18 protein-coding genes and 1 pseudogene are annotated in these 26,991 nt (G+C 59.4%); 4 read left to right on the forward strand and 15 right to left on the reverse strand.

The annotated features are described in order from the left end of the window. The coding region (locus tag KF841_14550; GenBank protein MBX3396579.1) for a hypothetical protein at positions 1-388 on the reverse strand (388 nt) is incomplete at its 3' end. Positions 389-1,041: 653 nt separating this feature from the next. On the opposite strand from KF841_14550, the gene KF841_14555 reads away from it, so the two are divergent. After that, complete coding sequence (locus tag KF841_14555; protein MBX3396580.1) at positions 1,042-1,206, forward strand: hypothetical protein; 165 nt, start codon at positions 1,042-1,044, stop codon at positions 1,204-1,206. 56 nt (positions 1,207-1,262) lie between these two features. On the opposite strand, the gene KF841_14560 is transcribed toward KF841_14555, so the two are convergent. From KF841_14560 to KF841_14605, 10 genes and pseudogenes are all read right to left on the reverse strand, one after another. Beyond that, complete coding sequence (locus KF841_14560; GenBank protein ID MBX3396581.1) at positions 1,263-2,516, reverse strand: insulinase family protein; 1,254 nt, start codon at positions 2,514-2,516, stop codon at positions 1,263-1,265. After that, positions 2,513-3,760, reverse strand: coding sequence for an insulinase family protein (locus KF841_14565; GenBank protein MBX3396582.1), 1,248 nt, complete (start codon positions 3,758-3,760; stop codon positions 2,513-2,515). The genes KF841_14560 and KF841_14565 overlap by 4 nt, the downstream gene beginning before the upstream one ends. 76 nt (positions 3,761-3,836) lie before the next feature. After that, positions 3,837-4,667, reverse strand: coding sequence for a type II secretion system protein (locus tag KF841_14570; protein MBX3396583.1), 831 nt, complete (start codon positions 4,665-4,667; stop codon positions 3,837-3,839). 51 nt (positions 4,668-4,718) lie between these two features. Continuing rightward, positions 4,719-5,915 (reverse strand): dockerin type I repeat-containing protein, encoded by a 1,197-nt coding sequence (locus KF841_14575; protein ID MBX3396584.1) that lies wholly within the window; start codon positions 5,913-5,915, stop codon positions 4,719-4,721. 111 nt (positions 5,916-6,026) lie between these two features. Continuing rightward, positions 6,027-6,731, reverse strand: coding sequence for a PEP-CTERM sorting domain-containing protein (locus KF841_14580; GenBank protein MBX3396585.1), 705 nt, complete (start codon positions 6,729-6,731; stop codon positions 6,027-6,029). A 239-nt stretch (positions 6,732-6,970) separates the two neighbouring features. Then, the gene (locus KF841_14585) at positions 6,971-7,522 is read right to left on the reverse strand and encodes a hypothetical protein (protein ID MBX3396586.1); all 552 of its coding nucleotides are present in this window, start codon (positions 7,520-7,522) and stop codon (positions 6,971-6,973) included. A 381-nt stretch (positions 7,523-7,903) separates the two neighbouring features. After that, positions 7,904-9,295, reverse strand: a complete 1,392-nt coding sequence (locus tag KF841_14590; GenBank protein ID MBX3396587.1) for a hypothetical protein — start codon at positions 9,293-9,295, stop codon at positions 7,904-7,906. 282 nt (positions 9,296-9,577) lie between these two features. Next, a pseudogene (locus tag KF841_14595) lies at positions 9,578-11,851 on the reverse strand (CoA activase). 210 nt (positions 11,852-12,061) lie between these two features. Further along, positions 12,062-12,757 carry a hypothetical protein gene (locus KF841_14600; GenBank protein MBX3396588.1) on the reverse strand — a complete coding sequence of 232 codons (696 nt, stop codon included), beginning with the start codon at positions 12,755-12,757 and terminating at the stop codon, positions 12,062-12,064. An 11-nt stretch (positions 12,758-12,768) separates the two neighbouring features. After that, positions 12,769-14,439 carry an activator of (R)-2-hydroxyglutaryl-CoA dehydratase gene (locus KF841_14605; GenBank protein MBX3396589.1) on the reverse strand — a complete coding sequence of 557 codons (1,671 nt, stop codon included), beginning with the start codon at positions 14,437-14,439 and terminating at the stop codon, positions 12,769-12,771. Positions 14,440-14,924: 485 nt separating this feature from the next. Here KF841_14605 and KF841_14610 point away from each other — a divergent pair, with 485 nt between their 5' ends. Further along, positions 14,925-16,154 carry a CDC27 family protein gene (locus KF841_14610; protein MBX3396590.1) on the forward strand — a complete coding sequence of 410 codons (1,230 nt, stop codon included), beginning with the start codon at positions 14,925-14,927 and terminating at the stop codon, positions 16,152-16,154. A 57-nt stretch (positions 16,155-16,211) separates the two neighbouring features. Here KF841_14610 and pckA read toward each other — a convergent pair whose 3' ends face one another. Next, positions 16,212-17,792, reverse strand: a complete 1,581-nt coding sequence (gene pckA / locus KF841_14615; protein MBX3396591.1) for a phosphoenolpyruvate carboxykinase (ATP) — start codon at positions 17,790-17,792, stop codon at positions 16,212-16,214. Positions 17,793-18,066: 274 nt separating this feature from the next. On the opposite strand from pckA, the gene KF841_14620 reads away from it, so the two are divergent. Further along, positions 18,067-19,278: a hypothetical protein gene (locus KF841_14620; GenBank protein ID MBX3396592.1), complete on the forward strand. Its 1,212-nt coding sequence runs from the start codon at positions 18,067-18,069 to the stop codon at positions 19,276-19,278. A 115-nt stretch (positions 19,279-19,393) separates the two neighbouring features. On the opposite strand, the gene KF841_14625 is transcribed toward KF841_14620, so the two are convergent. From KF841_14625 to KF841_14635, 3 genes are all read right to left on the reverse strand, one after another. Beyond that, positions 19,394-21,007 (reverse strand): methylmalonyl-CoA mutase, encoded by a 1,614-nt coding sequence (locus KF841_14625; protein ID MBX3396593.1) that lies wholly within the window; start codon positions 21,005-21,007, stop codon positions 19,394-19,396. 116 nt (positions 21,008-21,123) lie between these two features. After that, positions 21,124-21,903, reverse strand: coding sequence for an enoyl-CoA hydratase/isomerase family protein (locus tag KF841_14630; protein MBX3396594.1), 780 nt, complete (start codon positions 21,901-21,903; stop codon positions 21,124-21,126). A gap of 211 nt (positions 21,904-22,114) precedes the next feature. After that, positions 22,115-22,975: a 3-hydroxybutyryl-CoA dehydrogenase gene (locus tag KF841_14635; GenBank protein MBX3396595.1), complete on the reverse strand. Its 861-nt coding sequence runs from the start codon at positions 22,973-22,975 to the stop codon at positions 22,115-22,117. Positions 22,976-24,228: 1,253 nt separating this feature from the next. Between KF841_14635 and KF841_14640 the strand changes: the two genes are divergently transcribed. After that, entirely contained in the window at positions 24,229-26,811 is a 2,583-nt protein-coding gene (locus tag KF841_14640) for an exo-alpha-sialidase (protein ID MBX3396596.1), read from the forward strand. Positions 26,812-26,991 lie beyond the last annotated feature (180 nt).

The raw sequence follows: 26,991 nt of genomic DNA on the forward strand, positions 1-26,991 counted from the left end.
CACATTTATACGTGTAATAACACGGCAGGATTTGCCATTCAAAGCACTGATAGCACGGACCATCCAACACGCAGGATGGCGGCTCCCGATCCTCGATTGGAAGTGCGAACGACTGATTTGCGCCGACGATCATAAGATACCATGCTGTGCAATTCTCTTCGCCGTGGCAACTGCAAGGATCGCTTGGCATGATTTCTACAAAACAAAGTCGGTCATTGACAACGGGATCATACAGACACGGCGAAGCCGGATCGCAAGGGATGGGAGGGCATGCCTCAAGCCTCGTCACCGGACCGATGCACCAGAGGAAGCCGATCGAAGCCGCGAACGCGACGCAAGCCAACTGCATTTTTGAGTGCGCACTGGGTCCTCCCGACACACTTGTCATATTCCTTCCTCCCTATTGTAATTACATTGCAGCCCAAAATCTGATCCGGCACAAGAATCAAATCGCATCAATGCCCGTATGTCCGACCTGAGTCAACAGTACGCTTCAAATTCTGCAACGACAAGAAGGAATGTACCCCCCCCCCCAAGTACAGTCAAGAATTTTTTATCTTTATTTTGCCTCCGCGTCCAATCGTCCGCCCACTCAGCATCGTGCGCCGAATGCACTACAACGGCATGCTGCGATGGTGACATCTTTGGTGAAAACGAAAACACGATCGATTCGCCACGTCATGGCGGCCTGGCGTTTTATGATTGCCGGTTCAATCATCTCGAACGGATTGACGAAAGAAGATCCGCCAACCAGTTTCCGCGCGCACCGACCAAGCAGCGCATCGCCGAAACTGACAAGATTCGGTGCACCGGTTTGGGGTGCCAATATCGAAATGGCGGCGGCGCGATCCCTTCGCGACCCCTGGTTGAGTTAAGGAAGACCGAATTCGGGCGTCTCCATTTTTTGCCGAGCCCGTCACAATACGCTGATTGGATTCAACGTGAAGCGATCCGCTCTGCTGCGTCGCGATCGCTTTTGCCGTGGACCATCAGATGCTATAATCCGATGCCTTTGGCGCAACCTCGCTTGGAGACCATGTGATGCGAAATCGAATGACCCGACGCCTGATTCAGTTGTCGATTGTCGGATTGCCCTTCATGATGGGTGCGAGTTGTGACTCCAACAACTCCAACACAACCCAAGGCGTGCTCGCGATCATTTTCGGTGTGGTGGAGCTCGTTCTAACGATAATCAACGCATTTTAATCGCGCCCACTCCGGCTGCTGCTGCTGCTGACACGCGGTCTGAGATCACGGCGATTTTACGTCGGCCAATCTCGCGGCCCCAAACTGATAAGCATACAATCCCCGGCGAGCGGCCAGCGCTGGAGATAGCCGCGAATTGATTCGGGAGTGACGGCATCGATGGCTGCGAGCCGCTCGTCAACGCTGCGCGGCCTGCCGAAATCGTCGATATCCTGAATCATCTGCATGAGGCGGTAGTAAGGCGCTTCGGCCTCCGTCGCGAGGCCGGTGCGCGAACGGTTCTTGACACGCTGCACCTCGTCTTCGGTCACGCCCTCCTTCATGACTTTGTCCAGCTCGCGGCGCATCGCATCGAGGAGCTGCTGGCAGCGGTCCGGCTCGCTGAAACCGAAAGCGATCATCATGCCGTCATCGCAGTAGTCGAGCCGGCCGGCCGCGACATGCGCCGCGACACCGGCCTGTATGATGTTCCAGAAAAAGCGGGAATTCTGTCCGCCGAGGATCGAGGCAAGCACATCGCCGTTATCACGGTCTTCGTGCAAGGCCGACGGTCCCGGATACAGCAGACCGATCGCCTGCCGTTGAAAGCGCTCGGCGACGACCTTGCGAACGCCCGACAGCTCCGCTTTCGGTCGATGACGTGCTGGTCGCGGCGCGCGGACTGGCCACTGGCCGCAGAGCCGGTCCGCCATTTCTATCACGCTATTCGGCTCTACCGCGCCGGCCACCATCAGCACCATGTTGGCGGGATGATAGCGGTCAAGAAAATAACCGTGCAACTGATCGCGCGTCAGACCGCTGACCGATGCAGTTGTGCCGAGCACCGGCCACGAGAGCGGATGCCCGGGGTAAACAGCTTCGTGCATGAGGTCGTAGACCTTGCGTTCGATGGAGTCCTCCGACATGGCGATCTCTTCGAGGATCACCTTCTTCTCCATCTCGAATTCTTCCGGCGGAACAACCGACTGCATCATGTCGGCCAGCAGTTCAACCTGCCGCTCGAAATCATCCGTGCGTACCCAGCCGAAATAGACTGTCCGCTCCTTGGATGTATAGGCATTGTAAGTGCTGCCCATGTCGTCGAATTCGTTGGTAATCTGCTTCCAATCGCGGTGAGCGGTGCCCTTGAAACACATGTGCTCCAGAAAGTGCGAAACCCCGGCCAGGTGTGAATCCTCGTCGCGCGCGCCGGTGCGCACGAGAAATCCGCCGGCCGCGCTGGAGGCATGCGGCATCGGTTCGATCACGATTTTGAGGCCGTTGGCGAGCGTGTGTTCGACAAATCCATTTGCGCCGGGCTTCTTTGTCATGCAAGTGCCTCCATGACGCGGGGACCGAGCGTCTGCACGCAAAGCCGGTCACGCGGGTGTTCCTCAAGATAGCGTCGAATATCCGCCGTCGTCACCGCTTGAATCTGTGCGGTTTTTTCATCGGCGCCGATGGGACGGCCATGATGGAAAACATCCGCGGACAACTCACCCAGTCGCGCCCGGGTGATGTCACCGTGCGTCTGCATCTTGGCGATGATTCCGACCTTTGCGCGCTGAAGCTCGGCCTCGGTCAGATCTTCGCCGAGGCGCTCAACTTCCCGTAGCAGCGTCCTGATGGTCTGATCACATCGCGCGGGCGTGGTCGATGCACCGAGAAATATCAGGCCCGAACCCTTGGGATGGTCGTCCCACGCGCCGACCCAGTAAACAAGGCCCTGCTTTTCCCGAACCTCGGTGAACAGTCGGGAACTCATCCCGCCGCCGAGCACGCCGAGCATGACGCGCTCAACCGCATAATCGCGATGCGTCACTGCGACGCCGGGATAGCACATGAGAATCTGCTGCTGCTCGGTCTCCTTGTGATGATGACGCACGCCGGGATTAAACTCGACCGGCACGCAACCTCGCCCCGAACTGACATGATCGCCGAAACCGGCGAACAGGCGATCCACATCCGACGCGACTTTCTCGACATCAAATGCGCCGCCGATGGTGAATTGCATTCGATTGGCCGAAAAATTGCTTCGCCAGAATTCGACGATCGCCTCGCGGTTAATTCGCTCCAGAGACTCGCGCGTGCCCAACTCATGACGACCCAGCAGCCTGCCGAACGCATGAGGCGAAATCAGGCGGCTGGCCAATTCGGAAGGATCATCCTCGATCGCCGCGAGTTCCTGCAATCCGAGTTCAAGCGCGACATCACAATACTCCTGCGGAAACGTCGGCGTGCGCAGCATCTCGGCATGCAACGCGAGCGCTTCAGCCGTGAACTCCGGCAGGCAACTGCAGCGAAACACGATCGATTCCCGGCCGACACCGCTGCCGGCCTGGGCACCGATGGCATCAAACGCATCGCTAAGCTGCCGTGCCGTGCGTTTCTCCGTACCCTTGCCGACGGTCTCCTCGACGATCCGCGCAAGGCCCAGTTGGTCGTCGGGCTCGTCGACCAGGCCGCACAGAAGTCGAATCTGAAAAGAGGTCGTATGCCGGCCCGGCAATGCAATCGCGGCGAACTCAGCGCCACAGGCGAGCCGTCGATGGTGAAAAACTTCGTTCGCGCTCATGCAAGGCGTTATAGCCAATTTCAGAGCGGAACGCCAATCGAGCGGACATAGCGCGACCAGGCGTCTTCAGGCGATGTCAATACCCTGGAGCATGCTGCTCCCACGATCGCGTGAACAGGATCGTCGGAGTTTCACCGTCGGCATGCAGTTCGAAATATCCCGTGCGCGCCGACTTCGCGTTGGTGCTGTTCAGGAATGCGTCGCGTGAGCCACCCAGATCAAGGCGCGCATCATTTGCCCCCCGATGCGGATAGCTGAAGCGGCCGCCGAAGCCCGCTTTCGCCTCCGCGACGATGGCCCGGCGCACATTCCAGCGCCCGCGCGGTCCGGTGTTGATTCCGCCTTCCTGCACATAACGCCGCCCGTCGAGCAGCTTGATGAAGCGGCCGTCAAAATGAACGTAGTTGCTGATTAATGGATCGAGTGGTCCACCGGTGTGCGCGCCTTCGGCCTGATCGTAGGGGACTCCGCTTCCCACGGGGCCGGCGACACTGAACGTGTAGGTCATTTTCCAGCCGCCGACACCGGCATTTGCCGGGAAGCCGGCGACCGCCGATGGACACCGCCAACTCCCTTGAACGATGTAGGATTCCATGACCACCCCAACGGTTGTCGGATAGGCGGCATCGAACGGGTCCGCGTTGGGGTCGTTGAGATTGATGTCTTCAAGAAATGGAGCCCGATCGTCCCAGACGAGCGAATAGCTCCAGATACCGGTCCAGATGTTGCGCAGGTTGTTCATGCAAACGATGCGCCGTCCACGATCCCGCGCGTTGCTCAGCACGGGCATCAGGATCGAGACAAGGACGCTGATAATCGCAATGACGACCAGCAGCTCGATCAGGGTGAATCCGCGCCGCGCGCGCTTGCAAACCTGTCGATTGCATCCACAACTGGCGGCTGACATGTTTGAGTTCTCTCTCATATCTCACCAATCACCCGGGCATGAAACCCCGGCTCAACACCCGCCAAGATAAGTCGTGACGAACGATGCAATGTCTGCGCCGTTCGCTGTCTGATCGCCGTTGAAATCACACCGCTCGCGATATGCCGCCAGCGCGGCATCAGGGTCGAGCAGGACCGACACGAAGGCGGCGACATCGGCCGAATCGACATTGCCGTCACCGTCGATATCACCCGGTTCAACGTCTGAAAGCACGATTTCGAGCCGAGCAGGATATGGGTTCTGCCCAGGCACGCCTGTGTTCAGATAAAATTGCGGAAAACCCGTGCCCGCCTGCATAAACGTCTCGCTCAGAGAAGTCACGATCACAAGAATTCGACCGCGATCGAGCTGATCCTGAAAGTAGCGCCGCACCTCGTCGCAACTCAATGACAGATCGATGTCGAATTCCACATCGAACGGCGTCGGCTGATTACCCGGTGTGTAATTGTTGGGGACGCCAACGGCCCACGGGATCGGCGTGAAGCGCGTAACACCGAAATCCGTGTTATGAAGCCCCGAAACGTTGTCCTCGCAGTGAAGTTTCTCAAGCGTTCCGGCCTGATAGACGAAGGGGTACGGATTTCTCGCCACGACGAACGGTTCCTGATTCCACCCTTCGAAGAATGACGTTTCGGTCCACGTCGCTTCATCGAAAAACTCCCCGTCAGGATTGAAACCCGCGCCGAACAATTCGAACGGGCGTCCTGCATCCAGATCATCGCTCTCACCATCGGTGTCGCCTGGCTGCCCTCGCGGAATGCCGTCCGCGTTGATCTGGCCGTCGGCATTGACGTCGTAGGTGTACCATTCGTCCGATGTGGTATCGATTGGCCAATCCGCGTTTGCGAGGTGCTTGAGCGTGATCTTGATCGACTTGATGCGATAGTTCGCGGACCCCTGGCCGGTCGGAATCTGAGCATCGGTACGCCAGCCGAAAATCAAAACGCCGTCGCGTTCGTTGAATCGCTGATTTCCGAAAAAGTCCCGATCGCCGACCGTGCCGAACGTCGAGCCCACGCTGCGCGTGCCCGGCAGCGGATTGAAAGGGTAATGCCATCGGTCATCCGATGGCGATGCGAACAGAAATCCGGTATCGGCCAGTGCCCGTGCCGGCACAATGACCGTCAAGACTGCGAATCCCGCAGCGATGAGTTCGCCGCGCAACTGTCGCCGTGCCGCACTGACCGTCATGTCGAGTCCATAGTTCACAGTTGCAATTCCCACCATCCAGAAATTCGACTGCCTATTTAAAGGCCCTTGAAGGAACAGTCGGCGCGGCCTCTCAACCAGACCGCAGCCGACCGCCCCCCAAGGTCCACGTCATCCGTTGCGTCGGCGGCGCCTTGTTAGAAGCGCCGCCAAAGCGGTGCAGCACAGAAAGGCGCTCGCCGGTTCAGGCAGAATGGACACCTGATCGATGTCAAATCGATACGACGGAGTCGTCTGCGCAATGCCGGCCGGTGTGCGGATGCCGATCTGCAAATCCTGCACATCGCTGAACACGTTGTTGTAGGTCGCGAGATTCGGGAAGCCCTCCAGCACAAGTGTTGAGCTGCCGAACGACAGATTGAATGTGAGTTTGGTCCACGTATTCGGCTGAACCGGCGTCACGTCGAATGACACCGCACCGGCAGAAAACGGCTTTGCATAGCGGCTGAAAACCTGAACCGGCACAGGCGCATCGTGCCTGAACCAGAACGAAAAATCCGTCACGCCGTCGGTCAACCAGTTGCCGACGAATGCGCCGCCGCTCGCGCCGAACGAATTGTGACCGCGAAGAATCGATTGATCCGTGCCCGCGAGATTGTTGGCGAAGCTGAAATTGCCGGAAGCGAAGCTGCTGCCGCCTGGACCGCCATTCGGGCTCCATGCCAACGGCGTCACCTGATCTGCCATCCGCCAGTTGGCAGAATCCGCTGTGAAATTTTCAGTGAACGGCACCAGTGCGGCTGAGCTGACTGCGGTCCGCGCCGCCATCGCAAACGCGCACGAAATGCCGAAGAATCCGATTCGTTGCAGTGTCATTTCTTTCACATCTCCAATGTAGAGTCCTGACTTGGGTCGTCTGTCGATCGCACGAATGGGCCCGTAAGCGGCACCAATTGCCCGCCGGACGGTTCAAATGCGCAGCAGGCTTCGTATCTTGGGAAAACAGGCCGGAACAGTCAGCGGGCCGAGCGACTTCACCAACGGGATTCACGAGGACAGAGTCCGCGCGGAAATCCCGCGGCGGGCGCCGATCACCGCCAACGGGCCTTCGATATTCAGGCAGGAAAGGGAGGTGCGCGGTGCGAACTGCTGGGCGAGAGAAATCGCCGAATGAGTGCGGGCTGATTCGCCGCGGACGCCAGATGATACCGGTTTCGGCCCAATTGAATGACGGGTTGGTGCAGCAGATTCCACCAACCCTTGGCCATGACCATCAGCGCGGGCAATAACCGCGCAGCAAAGGCAACTGACGCGAAAGTCAGCACGAGGCACATCGTCCATTCCGTGCCTGTCATGCCGGAAAGTGCGGGTCCCAACGCGCCAACGTGCAACAACGCGATGATGACCAGAAACGTGACGATGCGACGTCTGTCTGTGAGAACCCTGAACGACCAACCGAAGACGATCTCGATGATGAAGAAGAGATTCGTGGCTCCAATCAGAAACGCGCTGGACCATCTGGACTCATCAAACCAGGCCAACGAGAACACGCGGAACGTGGCGGGAGCGTGAAGCAGCAGGACCGTCAGCCACACGAGGCGCCAGAGCGTCTTTCGGCTCAGCATGCGGAACAGCGGGGTCGAATTGTTCGTTTTGGAATTGAACATGCTCGCGCAGACTGCAACGGCAATTCCGATGCCATGGTCGCGAATCCACCAATCACCGGGCGGAAATCAACGGCCCCGGCTAACAGATGCCATGAATTTAGCGCGCCATCCCTGATCGGTCAACTGGATTCCGGCGGCGCCGATTTTCAAAACGATAATCGCATCGCGCTAACCAGCGGTATTTCCACAGATTAGTGCGCAAGTTTCCACGGTTCACACGCCAATCGTGAATTCAGGCCCCGGCCCAGCTCGAAATAAGGGAGAATGCGACGGCGGGTATCCGGTACGGCTTGCCGGCAAGCCGCACCCTGGAATCTGGCCCCCCCCGCGTTCCCGATTAAGACCCCACTATTAGAAGAGCACCGGCGTGATGCAGAATCCCTACACAGTGACAACGCCCGCCGTCCGGACGCTGCTCGTCGCGGTCATCGACGCCTTCGAATCCATCGGGGTACCCGATCGAAGCGATCGTTCCAATTCAGACAGCTTCGCCTCAATTTCCGCCACCTTGCGGCGGCGGCTTATCAGCTTCTCGCGGTGGCGGCTGAGGAAGTAGCCGATCGTCTCGATGCGAATCTTGATGGATCCGGTCGGCTTGTTTTCGTCGATGTCCTTAAAGCAGAAATAGGGCGTCCCGCTGTTTTCGACAATCTCCTCGATCACCGTATAGATCGGTGCGTCGTGCCCGCACTTGAAACTGGACAATTCGAGCGCGACCAAATTGGGATGGCGCGCGGCAAATTTGGCCGCCCAGACTTTGCGATTGGTATTCTCGCTGTAGGCATTCTTCCATGCATCTTCGATGGTCAGGGGACCGGCAAAATCGCCCCGACGAACCTCCTCGCCGAAGAGGCGTTCGAGAAGGTCCGGATCGCGCGGCAGACAGTCCATCGTAAAGACCGGAATTCCGATCTTCTGGAACTCAGATGGTATCTCATGGCAGACGCCGGGGTCGTTGTGATATGGCCGCGTCAGCAGCACGACGCCGATCTCGTCGTTGGCTTCGAGCCGGTCGAGCAGGCGTCGCGCGTCGTCACGCTGTTTGCGGTGAAACTCGTCGTAGTAGTCCCAGGCGACGCGGCAGGCGCGGAGGTTTTCTTCCTCGGAGAGCCCGAGCTTGTCCTGGAACTCGTTGAACATCTGACGCGCAAGAAGGCCCGGTTCCTTGAAATTCACAAACGTATTCAGGAATTCAATGCCGGAATCCGCAAAGAGATTGCTTTCTTTGATGAATGCCGCCTTGGTCGCTTCCGGCGTGGCGGTCACTGTCGGACAAGCGCGGGTATCCTGAATCCCCTCGAGGAAAGTCGGAAGCGAATCTATCATCGGAAAGAAGATGTAATTCAGCGGCTTTTCCCGGTGCTTGTGGTAGATCAGATTGTGCACATGGGGGATGCCAATCTTGCTGGGAAAGCATGGATCGATCGCGCCGCGCTTTGCGCCCTCCTTATAGAGTTCCTCGCTGGTGTAGTCGCTCCAGATCAGGTTGGCTTTGGACAGTCCCAGCGCCTCGAAATACGCCATGAACCACGGCGCCATGGAATACATGTTGAGTGCACGGACCATTCCGATGCGAATGTCCCGTCGTCGCTGCATCAAGCCGATCCGCCGCTCGACTTCCTTGCGATGAAGAATGTTCTTCAGGGTGAATCCCGGTTTCTGATCTGCTACGCAAGGCACGTTCGTCGGCCGGAATACTTCGGTTGCGAAGATGGCGGAGAAATCCGGGTACTTCTCCTTAACGGCATCGAGACCCTTCTTGATCTCTCGCATGTCGTTGACATCCTCGACGGTGCCTTTCTCGCAGGTCGCGATAATGAGCCGCTGTTCGTCGACGGCAAGAGGCACCTTCGATTTCGACCTGGATGAAGGCTTCACGGGATCTTGGGCTTCCGAAGGTGGTGACTGGCCGGCGACCGGATCGCCGCCGTGCTTGATGCGTGTCGGGTGCCCCTGTTCGGGGCCCTGCTTGATGATCTGGGAGCTCAGACTGACCCGGACGCCCGTCGCACGCTCCTGATCGCCGCTGTGCCCAGCGCTCTCGCAGTCACCGCCGGTTTTCACGTCGATAAACGTGCGAAGGCACTTGTTTTTGCAGAAATAGCAACGCGTGTTTTCATTTCGCGTGGTGCGGAATTCGATCTGCTGTACACGGTCGAGCCCGATGAAACTCGTCCGGCGTCCCGCCTCAAAATAGAGCCGGTGGGCTTCAACCGCGCAGCCGATCGCGCCGGCCTCGCCGCAGAACTTGTGCACGCGAACATCCGGCTCGATGCCGGTGCCCTTGAATCGGCTCTTGATGAAATCAACCTGGGACTTGACGGCCGCGAGGTTGTGCTGAGTTCCGCCCTGGAGGATGAACTTCGTCCCCAGCTTGGCGAGGTTGGGAATCTGCGAGACATAGAGCCAGATGTTTTTCGGCAACACATCGCACAGGCCCGCCATGATTTCCTGCGGCGCCCAGCCCTGCCGCTGGAAGTCGACGATATCGCTCTGCATGAAGACGGCGCATCCGTAGCCGAAGGATGGCATGGCCTCGGCACTAAAGGCGATATCAGCGAATTCCTCGACCTTGAAGCCGAAGCCCTGCGCCGTGGATTGGAGGAAATAGCCGTTGCCTGCTGAGCACTGCGTATTGAGCTTGAAATCCTTGACCTGATTGTTTTTGAGGATGATGAGCTTGATGTCCTGCCCGCCGACGTCAACGATCACGTCCGTGCCGGGATAGAAATGCAGCCCGGCCTGAGTGTGGGCCACCGTTTCAACCAACGCGACATCCGCCTTGATGACATCCTTGAGAATATCTTTCGCGTAGCCAGTGGTTCCGACCCCCAGGATTTCGAGGGTGCAACCCTGCTCCTCAATTTGTCGCTGCAACCCGGAGAAGATGTCCATCATGTCTTCGATCGGGTTGCCTTTTGAGAGCTGATAGTGCTTTGCGACGACGTTCTTCTCCTCATCCATCAGCACGCCCTTGGTGCTGGTGGAGCCGCCGTCGATCCCCACAAAAGCGCGAACCCGGGTGCCCGGTGCGAACGACCGTGCCGACCACGCTTCTTTCGAATACTGCCGTTTGAAGGATTCCAACTCGTCGCGGTCCTTCCAGAGGCCGCGGCCGCCCGCCGCTTTCTTTTCCTCCAGCCGGCCGACGTTGATATACCACTCCAGCTCCGCCAGCCCGCGGAAGACGCCCTGATTCGGCTCTTCCTCAAGTTCGATCTTGGCGAACTCAACCGCGCCGATGGCAGCGAAGTACTGTGCGTTGTCCGGAACGATGATCAACTCGTCGATCGGCTTGTCGGGCACTTCGACCTTGCGTTCTTTCCAGACGATGGGAATGTTGTGACGCCAGCAATCCCGCATTCCCTTGATGTAGCAATTCGGTCCACCAAGCAGCAGGACCTGCGGGCGAAGCGTGTGCCCGCGTGTCAGGACCGCCAGATTCTGCTGGATGATGCTTTCGAAGAGCGACGCCATCAGTTCATCCGGCGGTACGCCCTGCTTCTGAAGGCCGTTGATGTCCGTTTCGGCGAAGACGCCGCACTTGCCGGCGACGGGATGCAGCTTCAGGCCGACGTATCCCATGTTGCAGAGCTCGGCCGCGGGGATTTTCAGCTTCGCATTGATTTTATCGATGACCGCGCCGGTGCCGCCGGCGCACTTGTCGTTCATCGAGGGGATCTTCTTTTTCTTGCCGGTTTCCTCATCCGGTTTGAAAATGATGATCTTCGCGTCCTGGCCGCCAAGTTCCACGACGCTTTGCACATCGGGGTACATCTTCTCGACAGCCAGTGACACGGCATTGACTTCCTGAACGAAACGCGCACCAATGCGCCGCCCGATCGACGAGCCTCCCGAGCCGGTCATGAAAATGCGGAATGCGTTGCGAGGCACGTCGGGGAACTGCTCCTCGACGATGCGGAGCATTTCGAGGCATTTTTCCGGTTGCTTGGTGTCGTGCCGCTGGTAATCGCTCGCGAGTATCTGATCGGTGACGGGATCAATCACGACGTATTTCACCGTCGTGCTGCCGACATCCAGGCCGATCAACAGCCCTTTGGGATACGTGGCCGTGGGAACAAACGGAAGCTCCTCGATCGTCGGCCTGGTCTTTTCAGCTTTGACCAGACCGACGTTCAGTTGCACGAAGCCCTGCACGGCATCCTTCGGCTCACCGCTCTTAGTGCCACACGATCCGGAGGAGCACCCGCCGCCGGACGACCCGCTGTCGGCCGACCTGGCGATCGGCAGCGACTTGGACGATCCCGGGGTCGAACAACCACCGCCCGTCGCGCCGCCTTTGTCAGAATCAAGATGATGAGATGCCATCGGATTGCTCCGTTTGTGCCAGTTGGTTGTTACTTTCGCGCTCTCGTCGTGCCTGCTGCCTCAAGTCCGCCGCGAAGCGTGCGCCCCACTCCCTCTCCCTCGAAGGGAGAGGGAAGTTCACGGCTTCTCCGCGACGAAACACTTCTCCATCCCCATAATTGTCTGGCTGACTCTCTCAGCCCTTCGGGACGGTAGAGTTTACCGAGATCCTCAGCGTCCAATGCCAATCGGCTGAAAGACTTTGTCAAAGGATATCATTGTTGGTGCCAAGGCGGCGTCGCTAATCGCCTGGGGAATTAGTTTCGTCTCACCGATTTCATACAGGGCGTCGTTTTCGCCTTTCGTCAAGACAGTTTTCCCCTGGACAAAAAAGTTAGGGCTCTGCCCCGCCGGCTTGCCGTACCGGACGACCCTGCCCGTCGAGAGATTGAGACATCCGATCGGCGTCAGCGACTTACAGGCGGCAAAAAAGACACGGTCGCCGACGATCACCAGGTTGTCGTGAATTCCGCACCCGTACAATGACAAATCTCCGAATATGTCAAACCTGTCGCGACGACGATCAAAGACGAATAGGGCCGGCTTGTGACCCTCGCCCCCGCTGTTGGCGGCCAGAGCTACCACATCGCCATTTGAAAAGGCGGGATGAGAACTACTTCTAAACTCACCCTGACAAAAGTCCACTAGATTTCCCGCCTCGTTTCGCGCGACAAGTATAAACGGCCCGAAATTGCCGTCATTTGTACGCATCAATTCAACCGTTCTTTCGCCCAGAGGTGCCCTCGCGACGACGATGTAACCCTCGGAGAATCGTCGCAATCTCGCATCGGCGTCTTCGCCCGGATGGCAGGCGACCACACCGCACGTAAGCAAACATCCAAGGGTCAATGCAACGCCGCGCGACACTTTGTTTCCCTCTACACCCCGGCCACCTTCATCTTTCGACCGACATAGATCACAAAGTTGGACGCCTTCCCAATGACTCCCTTGTTGTGCGGAATGTGCAGTAGCGGACGGCGCAGATCGCGGTTCTCCGGTCGCGCGACAAATTCGCGAATCTGGTCAATTGTGTAACCCGTTGACTCGACCGCCTGCTTGAATTCCTCTTTGCTCTTGTTCTTCGCCTCTCCGAGCGCCATCTGCACGCGCGAGTGGGCGTTGATGTCGCCTTCGCCGCTGGTCTCGATCGGCAGATAGATGATGTCCTTGAAGTGTGATGTCACGGCCGCCTGCGCGCCGTCCGACTGCGTCGAAGGCATGCAGCCGAAGGGCTTGAGCGAGAGGACCATGTGGGCCATGTCCTTCGAGGAATAGTAGATGTTCTTCGCGACTTCGAGATGGCCTTCGCCGCCGCCGGAGCGTGAGTGGTAATATGGGTGCCCCATGCGTGTCAACTCAAGCTGCGGCGCCAATTCATGGGCGGTACCCCCGACGGCCTCGCGCAACCGGTTGTATTCGCGAATGATGATCTTCTCGGCCAGATTCAATGTGAAGAGCTTCTTGCGATGACTGAATTCGGCGGCCAGCCGCTCACCGACAGCCCACGCGGGAATCGTGCTGCCATCTTCGCGCATGGCCTTGCGATCGCCCGCCTTCAACCCAGCCTGATGAAGCATGTAGCAGATCCAGGTCGCGACCGGCTCGACGAGGACCTCGGCTCCCTGTTCCTCCAGAAACGGGAACATGTTGAAATTGCCGTCGCCTTCGGTGGTCTGCGCCCAGAACTCGCCGGTGATCTTCACGATCGGCCGATTGCGGGTGAAGTCGACCTCGATCTCCTCGTTGATCATTTTGCGGCACTGCTCAAAAACCTCCGCATAGTATGTGCCCTTGAGCTGATCGAGGAACTTGCCGGCGTCCTCGCCGTCTTTCACTGCGGGAACCATTTTGGACAAAATCGCCGCCAGAGCGCCTCCGTTTATCTCGTCGTAGTTCTTCTTGCGGAGTGCTTCCTGGCACAGCGCGACGCACCGCTCGAAGACGCGATTCGTCTGGCCCGAAACGATTTCATAGGGACGAATCTGATACGCCACTTCATTGAGAATGTCTCCCATGAAGACGGCGTTGAGCAGCGAGAGGAAGAAATTAAGATTGAAATCCAGGCCGGCCTCGACCGTGTCCTGATTCAAACCGCCCTGTTGCTGGAAGAGCAAGACGCGAAATCCGTCGAAACCGCTATTGCGCAGCGCAAGGCGATACTCCGCCTCGTACATGCCGAAGCGACAAGGGCCACACGCGCCGGCCGTAATGAAAACGTGGTCGTTGAGTATGTCCTCAACCGAAATGTGCTGGTCGTCCCGCATTCGCTTGAGGTGATTAACGAGCGCGCCGACGGTGAAGTAGGTCGGGTTGCATTGACCGTTGTTGCCGTATTCCTTGCCCGCCTGAAAATCAGCCTTGCGCGGAGTCGGAATCAGGTCGACCTTGTAACCAAGTCCTTCAAGTCCTGCTTTGACGAGATTGTCGTGCCGCATCGTCAGGCCGCCAACCCAGATAGTCGTCGTCCCCCGCTCCTGCCTTGTGAATGGACGCTCAACCGGCCGTTTGAAGTGCCGAACGTCGCAGACAGTCAGGCCGGCTTCTTTCATCATTCGCTCCCGCTCCGCGGCAAGCGTCTGCTCGATCGAGTCACTCAGAAGCGGCAGAGGCACGCCTGAAGCGCGGCTTTCGACGTTGGATGCACTCGTTGCGGTCGTGGACATAGTTCACCTCGTTAGGGCTTACTAGCTATCGGCAAAGGATCGCACATGAGTTGTCGCGGTTTCGGCGCTAATTGAATCGCCTTGTCGATCATAAGTCGAGAGAAAAATTAAAGTAATGATTTCCGGCGCAGTTTGCCTCGGGGCCCGATTGCCGTAAACGTCGGAGTTAGCGAACACTAACAACGCCGCCGATTGCGAAAATTCACGCGATCCGGTTCGTATTTTTTTTGCGCCGCCTAACCATCACCAGACCGCCTGTGTCTGAAGTTCAGCCGGCTCGATGCGCGACGCATCCCCGTCGCGTGGCATGATTCGACGACGCGAACACCTAGCCGGCCGCTAGAATGCAAAGAAAAATGGAGGCATCCGCGATGACTCGGCATTTCGTCGGTACGTTGGCGATGGGGGTCAGTCTGCTTTCTCTGAGTGTCACGGCTGCGCAGCAATCGACGTCGCGACTTGAGCGCGAAATTGAAAAATCGCGGCCGCGAGCCGAATCCGGCGATGAGACACGCCGTCAAGCCCAGAACGAAAACGCCGCCGTCAATCGAACTCCGACGCATCCTTACGGTGATCGATACCTCAAAATGCCTCAAGGCTATTACACGATCGCTCCCGATCGACACCGTCCCGACAATTGGAGCCCCCGTCTTCGTCCCCAGTTTGACTACGGCCCGCGCGCCCTTGGATCGCGCTCGCAAGAAATACCCAGCTACCGCTATCGGGAAATTCAGAACAGCGGCCGTTACCGCTATGGTTATTTTGGAGCATCGTGGGCAAGCGATTGCTATGGCTGCGGCAGCCCATTTTGCACGGCAGGGTCGGCTGAACTTGGAAACGCCTACATTCAAGGCGCATACGACGCGGACCACGAATACATGGACTACATCGCGGCCGAGCGCGCCGGGCGACTCCTGGACGCCAATCGGCTGGGTGTGAGCCAAGGCATTGAGCATTTTCGTGCGGGGCGCTACGAGCGGGCTGCGATCGAGTGGCTTGGCGCCTCGGAGCGAAACCAAGGCGATGCCGCATCGCGCGTCCACGCGGGACACGCGTTGTTTGCGATCGGCCGATATGATGAGGCGGTGAAGCTGCTAGCACGGGCATTCGAGCTCGCGCCGTATCTGACCGAGTCCTATTTCGACGTCCGCACGGAATATCGCAATCCCATTGATTTTCCCACTCACCTGGCGACTTTGAAGGCCTATGTGGCAAGGCACCCGCACAGTGCATCAGCGGTGACACTCCTTGCCTACGTGACGGCTTACACCGATGGCCCGGCCGCGGCATCGGTTTATATTGAGCGTGCGAACAGATTGAATCCGGGTGACTTCTTCGTGCAGCGCCTTCTTAAGATATCACGGTTGGTGACGCCGATGCCCGGTGTCGTGCGCACAGCCCCCGATCAACTCGAGCCAACGGATGCTGGGAGAATGGACGGCGCCGACATGAACGAGCAGATGCCGGGGCCGGCTGGTGACAACGATGCTGAATTCGGGCCCGCACCGAGCCCGAATAATTCGAAGCCCGGGCTTTCCCGACAACTCAAGCAGCCGGCCGTGAGGATCCAGAAGGCCGTGGCCCGATCGGCTCACGACTAGCCACGAGTAGGAATTCGGTCTGGGAAGATGGAACGCCGTTAACCTGATCGCTTCCCACTATTTGGGTCCGGCGGCCTTCACATCCGCCGTCGCATTTGGGAATTTTTCAAAATTATTCGCAAAGAGCGCGGCGAGTTCTTTTGCCTTGGCATCGTAGGCTGCCGCATTCGGCCATGTCTTGCGAGGCTGAAGCAATTCCGGGGAAACACCCGTCACTTTACTGGGGACATGCAGGCCGAAGACGGGATCCGGTGTCGTTTCCACATCCTTCAAATCGCCGTTGAGTGCGGCCGTGACCATCGCGCGGGTCGATGGCAGGTCGATCCGTTTACCGACGCCAAACGGGCCGCCGCACCAACCAGTATTAATGAGATAGCAGCGTGAATCGTGCCGCTTGATCTTGTCGGCCAGCAACCGAGCGTAAACCATCGGATCGAGCGGCAGAAACGGCGCGCCGAAGCAGGTGCTGAATGTGGCCTGCGGCTCGCTACCGACACCGGCCTCCGTCCCCGCAAGCTTCGCGGTATAGCCGCTCAGGAAATGGAACATTGCCTGTTCCGGCGAAAGCCGGGAAATCGGCGGAAGCACGCCGAATGCATCGCACGTCAGGAAGATAACGGCAGTCGGGTGCGAATCGGCCCGTCCTTCAAGAATGGCATTATCGATGAACTCAACCGGATAGGCCGCTCTCGTATTCTCGGTGTACCGGTCGCTGTCATAGTTTGCAGTGCGGGTGACGGAATCCACGTCCACGTTTTCAAGGACGGAACCAAATCGAATGGCGCGATAAATCTGTGGCTCGCGCTGCTCCGAAAGCCGGATGCACTTGGCGTAGCAGCCTCCCTCAAAGTTGAACACGCCGCGATCTGACCAGCCGTGTTCGTCGTCTCCAATGAGGCGACGCGCCGGGTCGGCGCTCAGCGTCGTCTTTCCGGTGCCGGACAAGCCAAAGAACAAGGCCACATCGCCCTTCGATCCGACATTCGCGGAACAGTGCATCGGGAAGACGCCCTTTTCCGGAAGCAGATAATTCATCACCGTGAAGAGCGATTTCTTGATCTCACCGGCGTAGTGTGAGCCGCCGATCAGGATGATCTTTCGCGAAAAATCGGCGGCAATGAAGGCCTCGCTGCTGGTGCCGTGTGTCTTCGGATCCGAGAGGCAATCCGGTGCGCCGAGCACGACAAACTCCGGCTGCGTCTTCGCCATCTGCTCGGCTGTCGGCCGCCGGAACAGTTGTCGCGCGAACAGGGCGTGCCACGCCTTGGTGGTCACAACTCGCAGAGGCAGCCCATAATGCTCATCCGCGCCCACGAGCGCATCGACCACGAACAAGTCGCGGAGAGACATGTGATCGGTCATCAGCTTGTGCAGTTTGTCAAAGGACGCGAAGTCCAGTGGCTGATTGACTTTGCCCCAGGCGACCTTCTTCTCAGTGGCGGCGTCTTTCACAATGAACTTGTCGTTCGGAGAACGACCGGTCCGCTTGCCTGTCAGCGCGCACAACGCTCCGGTTGCCGTCAATCGGGATTCGTGACGATTCACTGACCGCTCGACCAGCGCTGCTACCGAATCGTTCCAGTAGACGTGGCCGGTTGGCTGAAGCCCGTGAAGCTCGATACCGTGTACGTTCTTGATCACAGTCTGTCCTCATACGGCTGGCCGCCCGCTGCCAATGGTTGCCCCGGCACCCCAGGACGGCGGTAAACGACGTATTGTCGCAATCGCGGACCGATTCGGCAAGCGGCGCTTGGGGGGCCGCGGCGGTCGATTCCAGCCCGTCGGGCGCTTGGAGGCCCTGATCGCCAGATCATTGCAATTTCCTGTCCTCGACCATCGTTACGCAGATAGTCAGAGACGCCTGGTAACCCACCAGGCTTATCCCAGCACCGGATTAATGGAGCGTGGATTGATGCGTCGATTCTACTTCCCGACCCTGACGGGCCTGATGCTGGCCAGCGGACTGCCAAACGGTGCGCTCGGTTCGGATTGCACGCGTACGTCGGTCAGTCTGGTTCCGTTGAACGAACTTGGAACGGGCATGTATCTCGGGCAATACCAGGGCGGCTTGTACCTGGACGGCCTGAATGAGCCGCCGGTCGATCATGCAATGGAAGGGCGCGCCCGGGCATTCGCAATTGAACCGCTCGACAGCAGCGGCCGGCCGAGCCCTTCCGGACGATATGTCCTGCTTTCGATCGGCATGTCAAATACCACCCAGGAATTCTGCTCAGCAGGCGGCGCGGAGCCGTGCGACCCCTGGACCTTCATGGGCCAATCAGCGGCTCATCCCGCGGTGGCGACCGTCGGATTGAAGGTTGTCAACGGCGCGCTGGGTGCGCAACCCGTGGCAAATTGGGACTCCCCCACCGATGCCAATTACGACCGCGTGCGGGATCAAGTCCTGACTCCACGCGGCCTGTCCGAGGCACAAGTGCAGATTGTCTGGATCAAGCAAGCCATTCCGGGACCAACCGTGTCCTTGCCATCGCCTGCCGCAAATGCGCATAGCTTGATGGCCGGTCTCGGCAACCTGGTTCGCTCCGCGAAAATTCGGTATCCGAATCTCCGAATGGCGTTTCTGTCTTCTCGAATCTACGCGGGCTATGCGACGACGGCGCTGAACCCGGAGCCGTACGCATACGAATCGGCGTTTGGAGTCAAGTGGCTCATCGAATCGCAAATCATGCAGATGAGAGGAGGCGGGATCGATCCGATCGCCGGTAATCTGAACTATGCCACCGGCGCGGCCCCGTGGCTTGCATGGGGACCGTACCTCTGGGCCGACGGGCTGACACCTCGCGATGATGGATTGGTGTGGACCTGCGCCGATATGCAGTCAGACGGAACGCATCCTTCGCAATCCGGGGAACAGAAGGTCGGTGAACTGCTGCTCCAGTTCATGCTGGACTCACCGTTTACGCGGCCCTGGTTCACGTCCTGCCAGACGACCGATCCGGACGGGGACGGCATTGTGGACCTGAATGATATTCCCATCTTTGTCGATGTGTTGTCAGGGACTGAAACCGAGCAGATGCGCCGACTCGGCTCTGATCGCAATTGCGACGGCCGGGTGGACGGCACAGATATTGCAGCATTTGCAGAGCAGTTGATCGGACACTAAGGCAGCCTTCATGTCGATCTCGTTGAAGGCCGCGCGGTCCGTCGGAATTGTCAGGCGGCCGGCGAGGGAGCGCGAATTCCCCGGCTCGGCCGGTCCGCAGGCCCGCCTGAACCAATCAGCCCAACTGCCCGGTGTCGTATCGACCCAGCGCATCTTCCAAGGCCCGCATCATCTCCCCGACGGTGCAATAGGACTTTGCGCCGTCAATCAGGGCGGGCATGACATTTCGCCCGGCCCGGGCCTCGGCGGTGATCGCCTTCAACGCAGATGCGACCGCGGCGGACGAACGCTCGGCCTTGACACGCTTCAGACTCGCGACGACCGCCTGCTCGACATCGTTACCGATTTTCAGTAGCTCAATCGGTGGTTCGTCTTCATGGGCGAAGTCTGTGACGCCGACCAGCTTCTTGTCGCCTCGCTCGACCGCAAGACCGTATTTGTAAGCGGCATCCTCGATTTCGCGGCGGATGTAACCTTCCTCGACGGCAGCGATCATCCCGCCCATCTGATCGATATGATCAATGTAGCCGAGTCCCTCAGCCTCCAGTTCGCTTGTAAGCGACTCGATAAAATAGCTGCCGCCGAGCGGATCCGCCACACTCGTGACGCCGGTCTCATACGCCAGGACCTGCTGCGTCCGCAATGCCAGCGTGACGGCATCTTCGGTCGGAAGGCAAAGCGTCTCATCCATGCTGTTGGTGTGAAGAGACTGACAGCCTCCAAGCACCGCCGCCATCGCCTGATAAGCGACGCGCATGAGATTCACATAGGGCTGTTTCGAGTACAGGCTGCAGCCGGCGGTTTGAGCGTGAAATCGCAACCACATTGATCGCTCGTTCCTGGCGCCGCATCGATCTCGCATGAAGTGCGCCCACATTCGCCGGGCCGCGCGAAACTTCGCGATTTCTTCGAAAAACTCGTTGTGCGCGTTGAAGAAGAAGCTGATTCGCGGGGCAAAATCATCCACATCAATGCCGCGCTTGATGCTCTCCTCGACGTAGTGCAGGCCGTCGCCAAGCGTAAACGCCAGCTCCTGGCCCGCGGTGCTGCCTCGCTCGCGAATGTGATAGCCGCTGACGGAGACCGGGTTGTATTGCGGCATTTCTTTGGCGCAGAACTCGATGGTATCAAGGACGAGGCCGACGCTCTCCGCCGGCGGAAAGTAGACTTCATTCTGGGCGTGAAATTCCTTAAGGATGTCGTTCTGGCAGGTGCCGCGAAGACTCGCGCGCGACACACCCTGCTTGTCGGCCGTGGCGATGTAAAATGCCATGAGGATGGCAGCCGGCGCGTTAATCGTCTTGGAAACGCTCACATTGCCGAGATTGATCCCGTCGAAGATCGTCTCGACGTCCGCCAGCGTGGACACAGAGACGCCGCATCGCCCGACCTCCCCGAGCGAGAGCGGATCATCCGCGTCCCGCCCCATGAGCGTGGGCAGATCAAACGCGGTCGACAGGCCTGTCTGCCCACGAGAGAGAAGGAACTTAAACCGCTCATTGGTCTGCCGGGCGGATCCGAAACCAGCAAACTGTCGCATTGTCCACAGCCGCTTGCGGTACATCTCCTTGTGGACGCCGCGTGTGAACGGGAACTCGCCGGGATTTCCCAGATCGCGGTCGTAATCGACGTCAGCCACGTCCTCCGGGCCGTAGGTCGTTTTGACGGGAAAGCCGGAAATCGTCGTATTGGGTCCGATGTCTCGTGTCTGCGGCACGATTTGTTCCATCACGGGCACTCCGAGGGTGGTTTGTCGCACTGGGGCACGTCAACCGACATTCTAAGGCATTCCGTCGACTGGACACAACGCCGACCCGAATCAGACCGGCTGCCGCCAGAGAATCTTCATTCCCACGCCGGTTGTCGCTTCTCGACAAAGGCCCGCAGACCCTCCCGCCCTTCACCGCTGATGAACGCCTCTCCGAACGCCTCCGCTTCACTCATCATGCTGCGTTCGAGCCAATGCTGTTCTGTTGCGCACACGACGCGTTTCGCGAGCCGTACCGCGCCGGGACCGTTTGCAAGAATTCGTCTGGCCATGGCATCCACCACGGTCATCAAGTCGTCGCCGGGGACGACCTCGTTCACGAGTTCGGCCTCCGCCGCCACATCGCCCGGCAGCGCCTCGCCGACGAAAATCATTCGTCTCGCTTTGGCGGGCCCCATGAGCGCGAATGCGCGCTGTGTGCCTCCCCATCCCGGGATCAGCCCGAGCTTCACCTCGGGAAAGCCGATGGTCGCCTCGCGAGCCATCACGCGAAGATCGCACGCCAGCGCCAGTTCACAGCCTCCGCCGAGCGCCGGGCCGTTGATCGCCGCGATCGTCACGGCCTGTTCGTACCGCGCGAGGGTATTCATGAATCGCTGGCCACGCTGAGCAAATGCCTTTCCTGCGTCGCCTGGCGCCCGGTCCATCTCGCGAATATCCGCGCCGGCAAGAAAGGTCTTGCCGGCACCGGTGAAGATCAGGACGCGCACTTCCGGATGGTTGTTGCGGATGTCGTCGAGGCGGCACTCCATCGCCGCCATGACGGGTGTCGACATCAGATTAATCCCATCGTCAGTGGAAAACGTGATGCGTCCGATCGGCCCGTCCTGGTGATACAGAACTTCCGTTGTGCCCATTGGCCCGTGCCTCCCGAGTCAGGTATAAGCGCAGATTGGAAGTGCGCGACCCGAACCGGCTGAGCGCAGCCGCGCACCCGATACGTCCTAGTGTAACGAATCGCGCGGCCCCGTGTCACGCATAAAACACGGCGTTGACGAGACGCGGCGCTTCGAATCAACAAGGCGCTGCGGCGGCTGCCTTCGAATGTTCAACTACAACGGGCGCGGCTCATGCGGTGTACTTGTGGAAGCCCCATCCCGATTTGCGCCCGCAACGTCCGGCATCCACGAGCTTCCGAAGCAGCGGACACGGGCGGAACTTAGGATCGCCCAGGTCTCGATGAAGCACTTCAAGGATATTGAGACAGACATCCACTCCAATGAAATCCGCGAGCGTGAGGGGACCCATCGGAAAGTTACACCCCTGCTTCATGATCTCATCGATGTTTACTGCATCCGCGACGCCTTCCATCAGTGCGAACGCCGCTTCGTTGATCATCGGCATCAGGACGCGATTGCTCACGAAGCCCGGCATATCGTTGCATCGCAACGGGTTCTTTCCCATCCGCTTCGCCAGGGATTCCACGGCCTCAATGGTCGCGTCGTCCGTCTGGATGCCCCGAATCACCTCGACCAGCGACATCAGCGGAACAGGATTGAAGAAGTGCATGCCGATGAACCTGTTCGCGCGATTCGTGGCAGCCGCGAGCTTTGTGATGCTGATGCTGCTCGTATTGCTCGCAAGAATTGCATCAGGCTGCAATCTCGACTGCACATCCTGATACAGCGCGACCTTCGCATCGTAGCTCTCATAGATGGCCTCGATCACGATGCCGACCTTTGGCCAGTCCGCTTCGTCCAGCTTCGCGCACATTTTGAGGTTGGAGCGTGCGGCGCTCGCTTTGTCCGCATCGAGCTTCCCCTTCTCCACGAGCTTGGAGAGACTTTTTTCGATATCCGCCTTCGCGCCGGCCAACTGCTCCGCCCGGGCGTCGTAAACCCACGTCGTCAATCCGGCCGTCGCCGCCACCTGCGCGATGCCACGACCCATTGTGCCTGAGCCGATGATAAAGGCTGCGTCGATTTTCATGATCTGATTCCTTGATCGAGTCGTTTCGTTTTCAATCCAATGCCCCTGACGAGCGCCGGCCTTCTCACAAACCCGCCAACACGGCGGCCGCGCGGAAGCGTCCGAGAGGCATCATCTTCCGGCGCAGCCAAGGAAACCGCAATCTCCGACGATCGGTGAGGTCGTCATTGCAGTCATCGCCTCGGCCCGTGGAGACGCGGCGGCGATGCCCGACTCTGACGCGATCGACGATGCGTCAGCCTCTGATCCTGCTCCCCTCTACAATCCGCCGCGGAATTTTGCAGTGCGAACTGAAACAATGCTCCGAAAAGAAATGTCGGCCGATCCGAATCGGAAGATGGAGCGGCACAGGATGGACCCTCTTGCTTGATAAGAACGGGGAAATGTTGGAGTTTCCGCACTGCTTGCGGCGAATTCAGCGGCGGCTGCGCACTCACCGGTCACGGGTGACATACTCCACGAACAAACGAATCGATTCAGGTGGGGCGAACTGCCGAGACCTTTCGAGGGAATCACATAAGTTTGAAATTGCGCACTCAATCGAGGTGCTTCAGTCGATTGTGATGCAATCCTTCGATTGCCGCATGATTTACGTTAAGCCACGCGCTTCAAGGGGAAAGCCTCCATCGCGATGCCTTGGGGATTGGCCGCGGCATAGCCCTCAACGCATCGTGGTGAGTTCTGTTGCGACCTAACGCCATCACGCCCTCGGCATCATCACCGAGTCGCCGTGTGCCGACAGCTTTCTGCGCGAGAAATCGCACACGAAGTTGCACATTCACGATTGCCTTTGCCGACCGAGATCCATTATCATCAGTGTCTCTCGGCTCCCAGGGCATCGGCGAGCTTAGGTAGCTTCGGCGATGCGACGGCCCAAGAAGGATCCGGGCAGTTCTCTTCATTGAAGTTGCTCGATCGACGGCCGGAGCCCGCCGCCCACCTCCGAAACTACCCCGTAAGAAACAACTATCGACAAATTCGTCGATTCCCTTCGAGCCTTGCGCGAGCGCAGTGCCATGATTAAGGCATCGCTGAGCAGGTCCGACGTAATTCCCTTCGACGCGAACATCAGGACCGACGGGCGCCGTTACCGGCGTGCTTTCATCAATTCCAAACGGCCGAGTTTTCTGTGGACGCGGATGCAGTACGCGCCGGCCGAATTCTGCCACAGAGAAAGGATCGCGAATTGGGCATCTCTTTGGGGGACCATCGTGATGCATCAGTGAATCCCAGTCTTGTCAGGAGGAATCAACATGTGCTCGAACACTTTGGAAAGGTATGTGAAGACGAGCAATACCTTGCGAAACTTCTGGTGGCTGTGCCTCGTCTTGCCCGTTGGGTTGGCGTGGGCCAACTCTGTCGTCGCGCAGTCGCTCACCAGACCGGACCCCGCGGACGATCGCCCGGCAATGCAGGTGGATCCGACGCCCGCTGCCGTGAACACGACACCGGAGCGACCCGAGCCCGGCGGCCGACGTGGTCCGATGAGCAGCGCTTCCGATGAAACACAGATGCTCATTGGCGATCTCACAGAGAGACCGCGATCGGGCTGGCTCAGTGACGTTCTCGTGGGAGATCCCACATTCGATGAAGTCGAGCCGGCAATGTGCAAGTCGCCGGAGGGTGTACTGTTCATTGCCGTCGAACAGTACGGTGCGACCTACGACGGCTGGGTGCGGGTCTACCGCTCCAATGATGGCGGTCAGACCTGGGCATGGTTGATAAGTTTCAGGACCGGCACGGAATCCAGAAATCCGTCGATCACCTATGCCAAGCGCGCGTCCGGAGAGAAATGGGTCTTTCTTGCATACGCAGCGACGATGTCCGACTCTTCGAAGCAGATCATCGTGATTCGATTCGACCCAAGCAACCCCTCAGGCACCTGGACGCCGGTGACTGCGGCAACGGGGATCACAGGGACACCGGACATCTACCCCCGCATCTGCACGGATACTCTCATCTACGACGTGTTCTACGTCTATGTCACCTACAGCGTGAACGCCGTCGACTACTACGCCGTCAAGTTCACGCGCAGCCTCGACTACGGCCTGACCTATTCGGCGCCGCAGGATATCACGGGCGGCGCGGAATCTTCGTCGTTCATGAGCCGCCCCGACATCGCATACGGCAGCGCGGGCCTTTTCGTCGCTTTCGAGAAAGCCGGCTGGACGGGAAGCGCCTGGAAGACCCAGGTCTGGGTGACGCGCAGCACCAATTACGGCGGCACCTGGAGCGCCCCCATCCAGCTGACCACGGCCGAGGACGGCGCCTGGCATCCATCGGTTGCCGCGGCCGTCGGCGTTTCGACGGTGATGATCGCCTTCACGCAGCCGTTCGCATCGCAGACCGACATCTTCTGCGCCTACTCGACCAATGGCGGGACGTCCTTCAGTTCCGGCGGTCCGCTGCCACGAACCTTCGACGATGAGAAGACGGTGGCATTGTCCGTCAGCGACAGCGGCGGTCTCTACCACGCCGCGTTCTGGCGTGCGTACAACATCGAATACACCTCCACCGATGCAACCTCACCGCTTCCCTGGGCCCCGGTGGCGCTCGTCAACGAGGCCAACTGGGCGAGTTCGGCCTACAGCCGTCCCGCGATCTGCATCAACCCGACCAAGCCGAAAGCTCAGGAGGCATGCGTCGCGTGGACCGACTACCGCGGATCGTTCTACGACGTGTACTTCGATGCGGAGTTCCGCGACGGCGCTTGCTGCTTCCCCGACGAGTCCTGCTCGGTGATGAATCAGACCGATTGCATTGGCGCGGGTGGAGTCTGGCAGGGCTCGGGCATCGCATGCGAATCGGGCCTGTGTCTCATCGATCCCTGCGACACGGATTCCATGGCGCCCACCGCGCACCTGACCCTGGGGGATTTCCAGTGCGTCCCGGCAGCCGGCATCACGCCGATCGTCGCAACCACAACCGATCCGGAGGGAAATCTGGATACCTGGATGCTCGAGGAACGAGGGATGGGGGCCTCCCCGTGGAACCTGGTTGCCATGGGGCACACCCCGATTGTCAACGGCGTCCTGCTGAACTGGGTCCCCGCCGCACCCGGCTATCGCATGCTGCGACTCACGGCGCTCGACGCCTGCGGGCACACTTCGACCGACGTGCACCTGATGTACGCGGATCAGGGGCCACAGACCGTTCTCAACTATCCCGCCGCGGGCGCGATCCTCGGCGGATCGGCCGTGTGCATCGACGGCCTGGTCTCGCACGGCGTCTGCGCGCTGAGCTGGCTGCTTGAATACCGGCCGGGCGCCGGAGCGTGGACGACCCTGGCAAACGGAACCAGCGCGGTGCTCAACCTGCCGCTGGGGCAATGGAACACCACGGCTCTCGCCGACGGATCCTACTCGATTCGGCTCTCCGCCACGTCGATCGGCGGCGCGAATTCCCGAACGGTGGGCGTCACGGTGGACAACACGCCCCCCGTCGCGGTCATCAGTTCGCCGGTTTCCTGCACCTTCGTCGACGGCGTGGTCCCGATCGTCGGCACGGCGAACGACGCCAATCTCCTGGGCTGGCAGTTGTATTACGCCGGCGGCGATGCCCACGGCTGGATTCTGATCAACAGCGGCACGACGCCCGTCATCAACGGCGTGCTGGCCAACTGGAACGCGGCGGCCCTGGCACCCTGCGCCTATGCCCTGCGGCTGGTCGTCACGGACAAATCGGTCCTCGACTGCAACTCGGCCCTGCATAACCAGCGCGAGTATGTCACCCTCGTGGCTGTCGGCGTGGGCGGCGATTGCGACATGAACGGCGACGGCTTCGCCAACGGAATGGACGTCCAGCCGTTTGTGAACTGCCTGCTGACCGGGCCGTGACACCCACGGCCGCGCGGGACGGGCAGACTCGGACCGCGGACCGGACGATGAAATATGAGGAACGGCGCGGCGACGAATCGAACCGCACCGTTCCTCAATGGCGGGAAGCGGGAGCGGCCGCCCGCGCCCCCGACTTTCGCAAAAGAGGGCCGCGCCGGCGCGGGAATGGCCCCGCGCGCC

The organism is Phycisphaerae bacterium, from assembly GCA_019636475.1.
GTDB lineage: Bacteria > Planctomycetota > Phycisphaerae > UBA1845 > UTPLA1 > JADJRI01.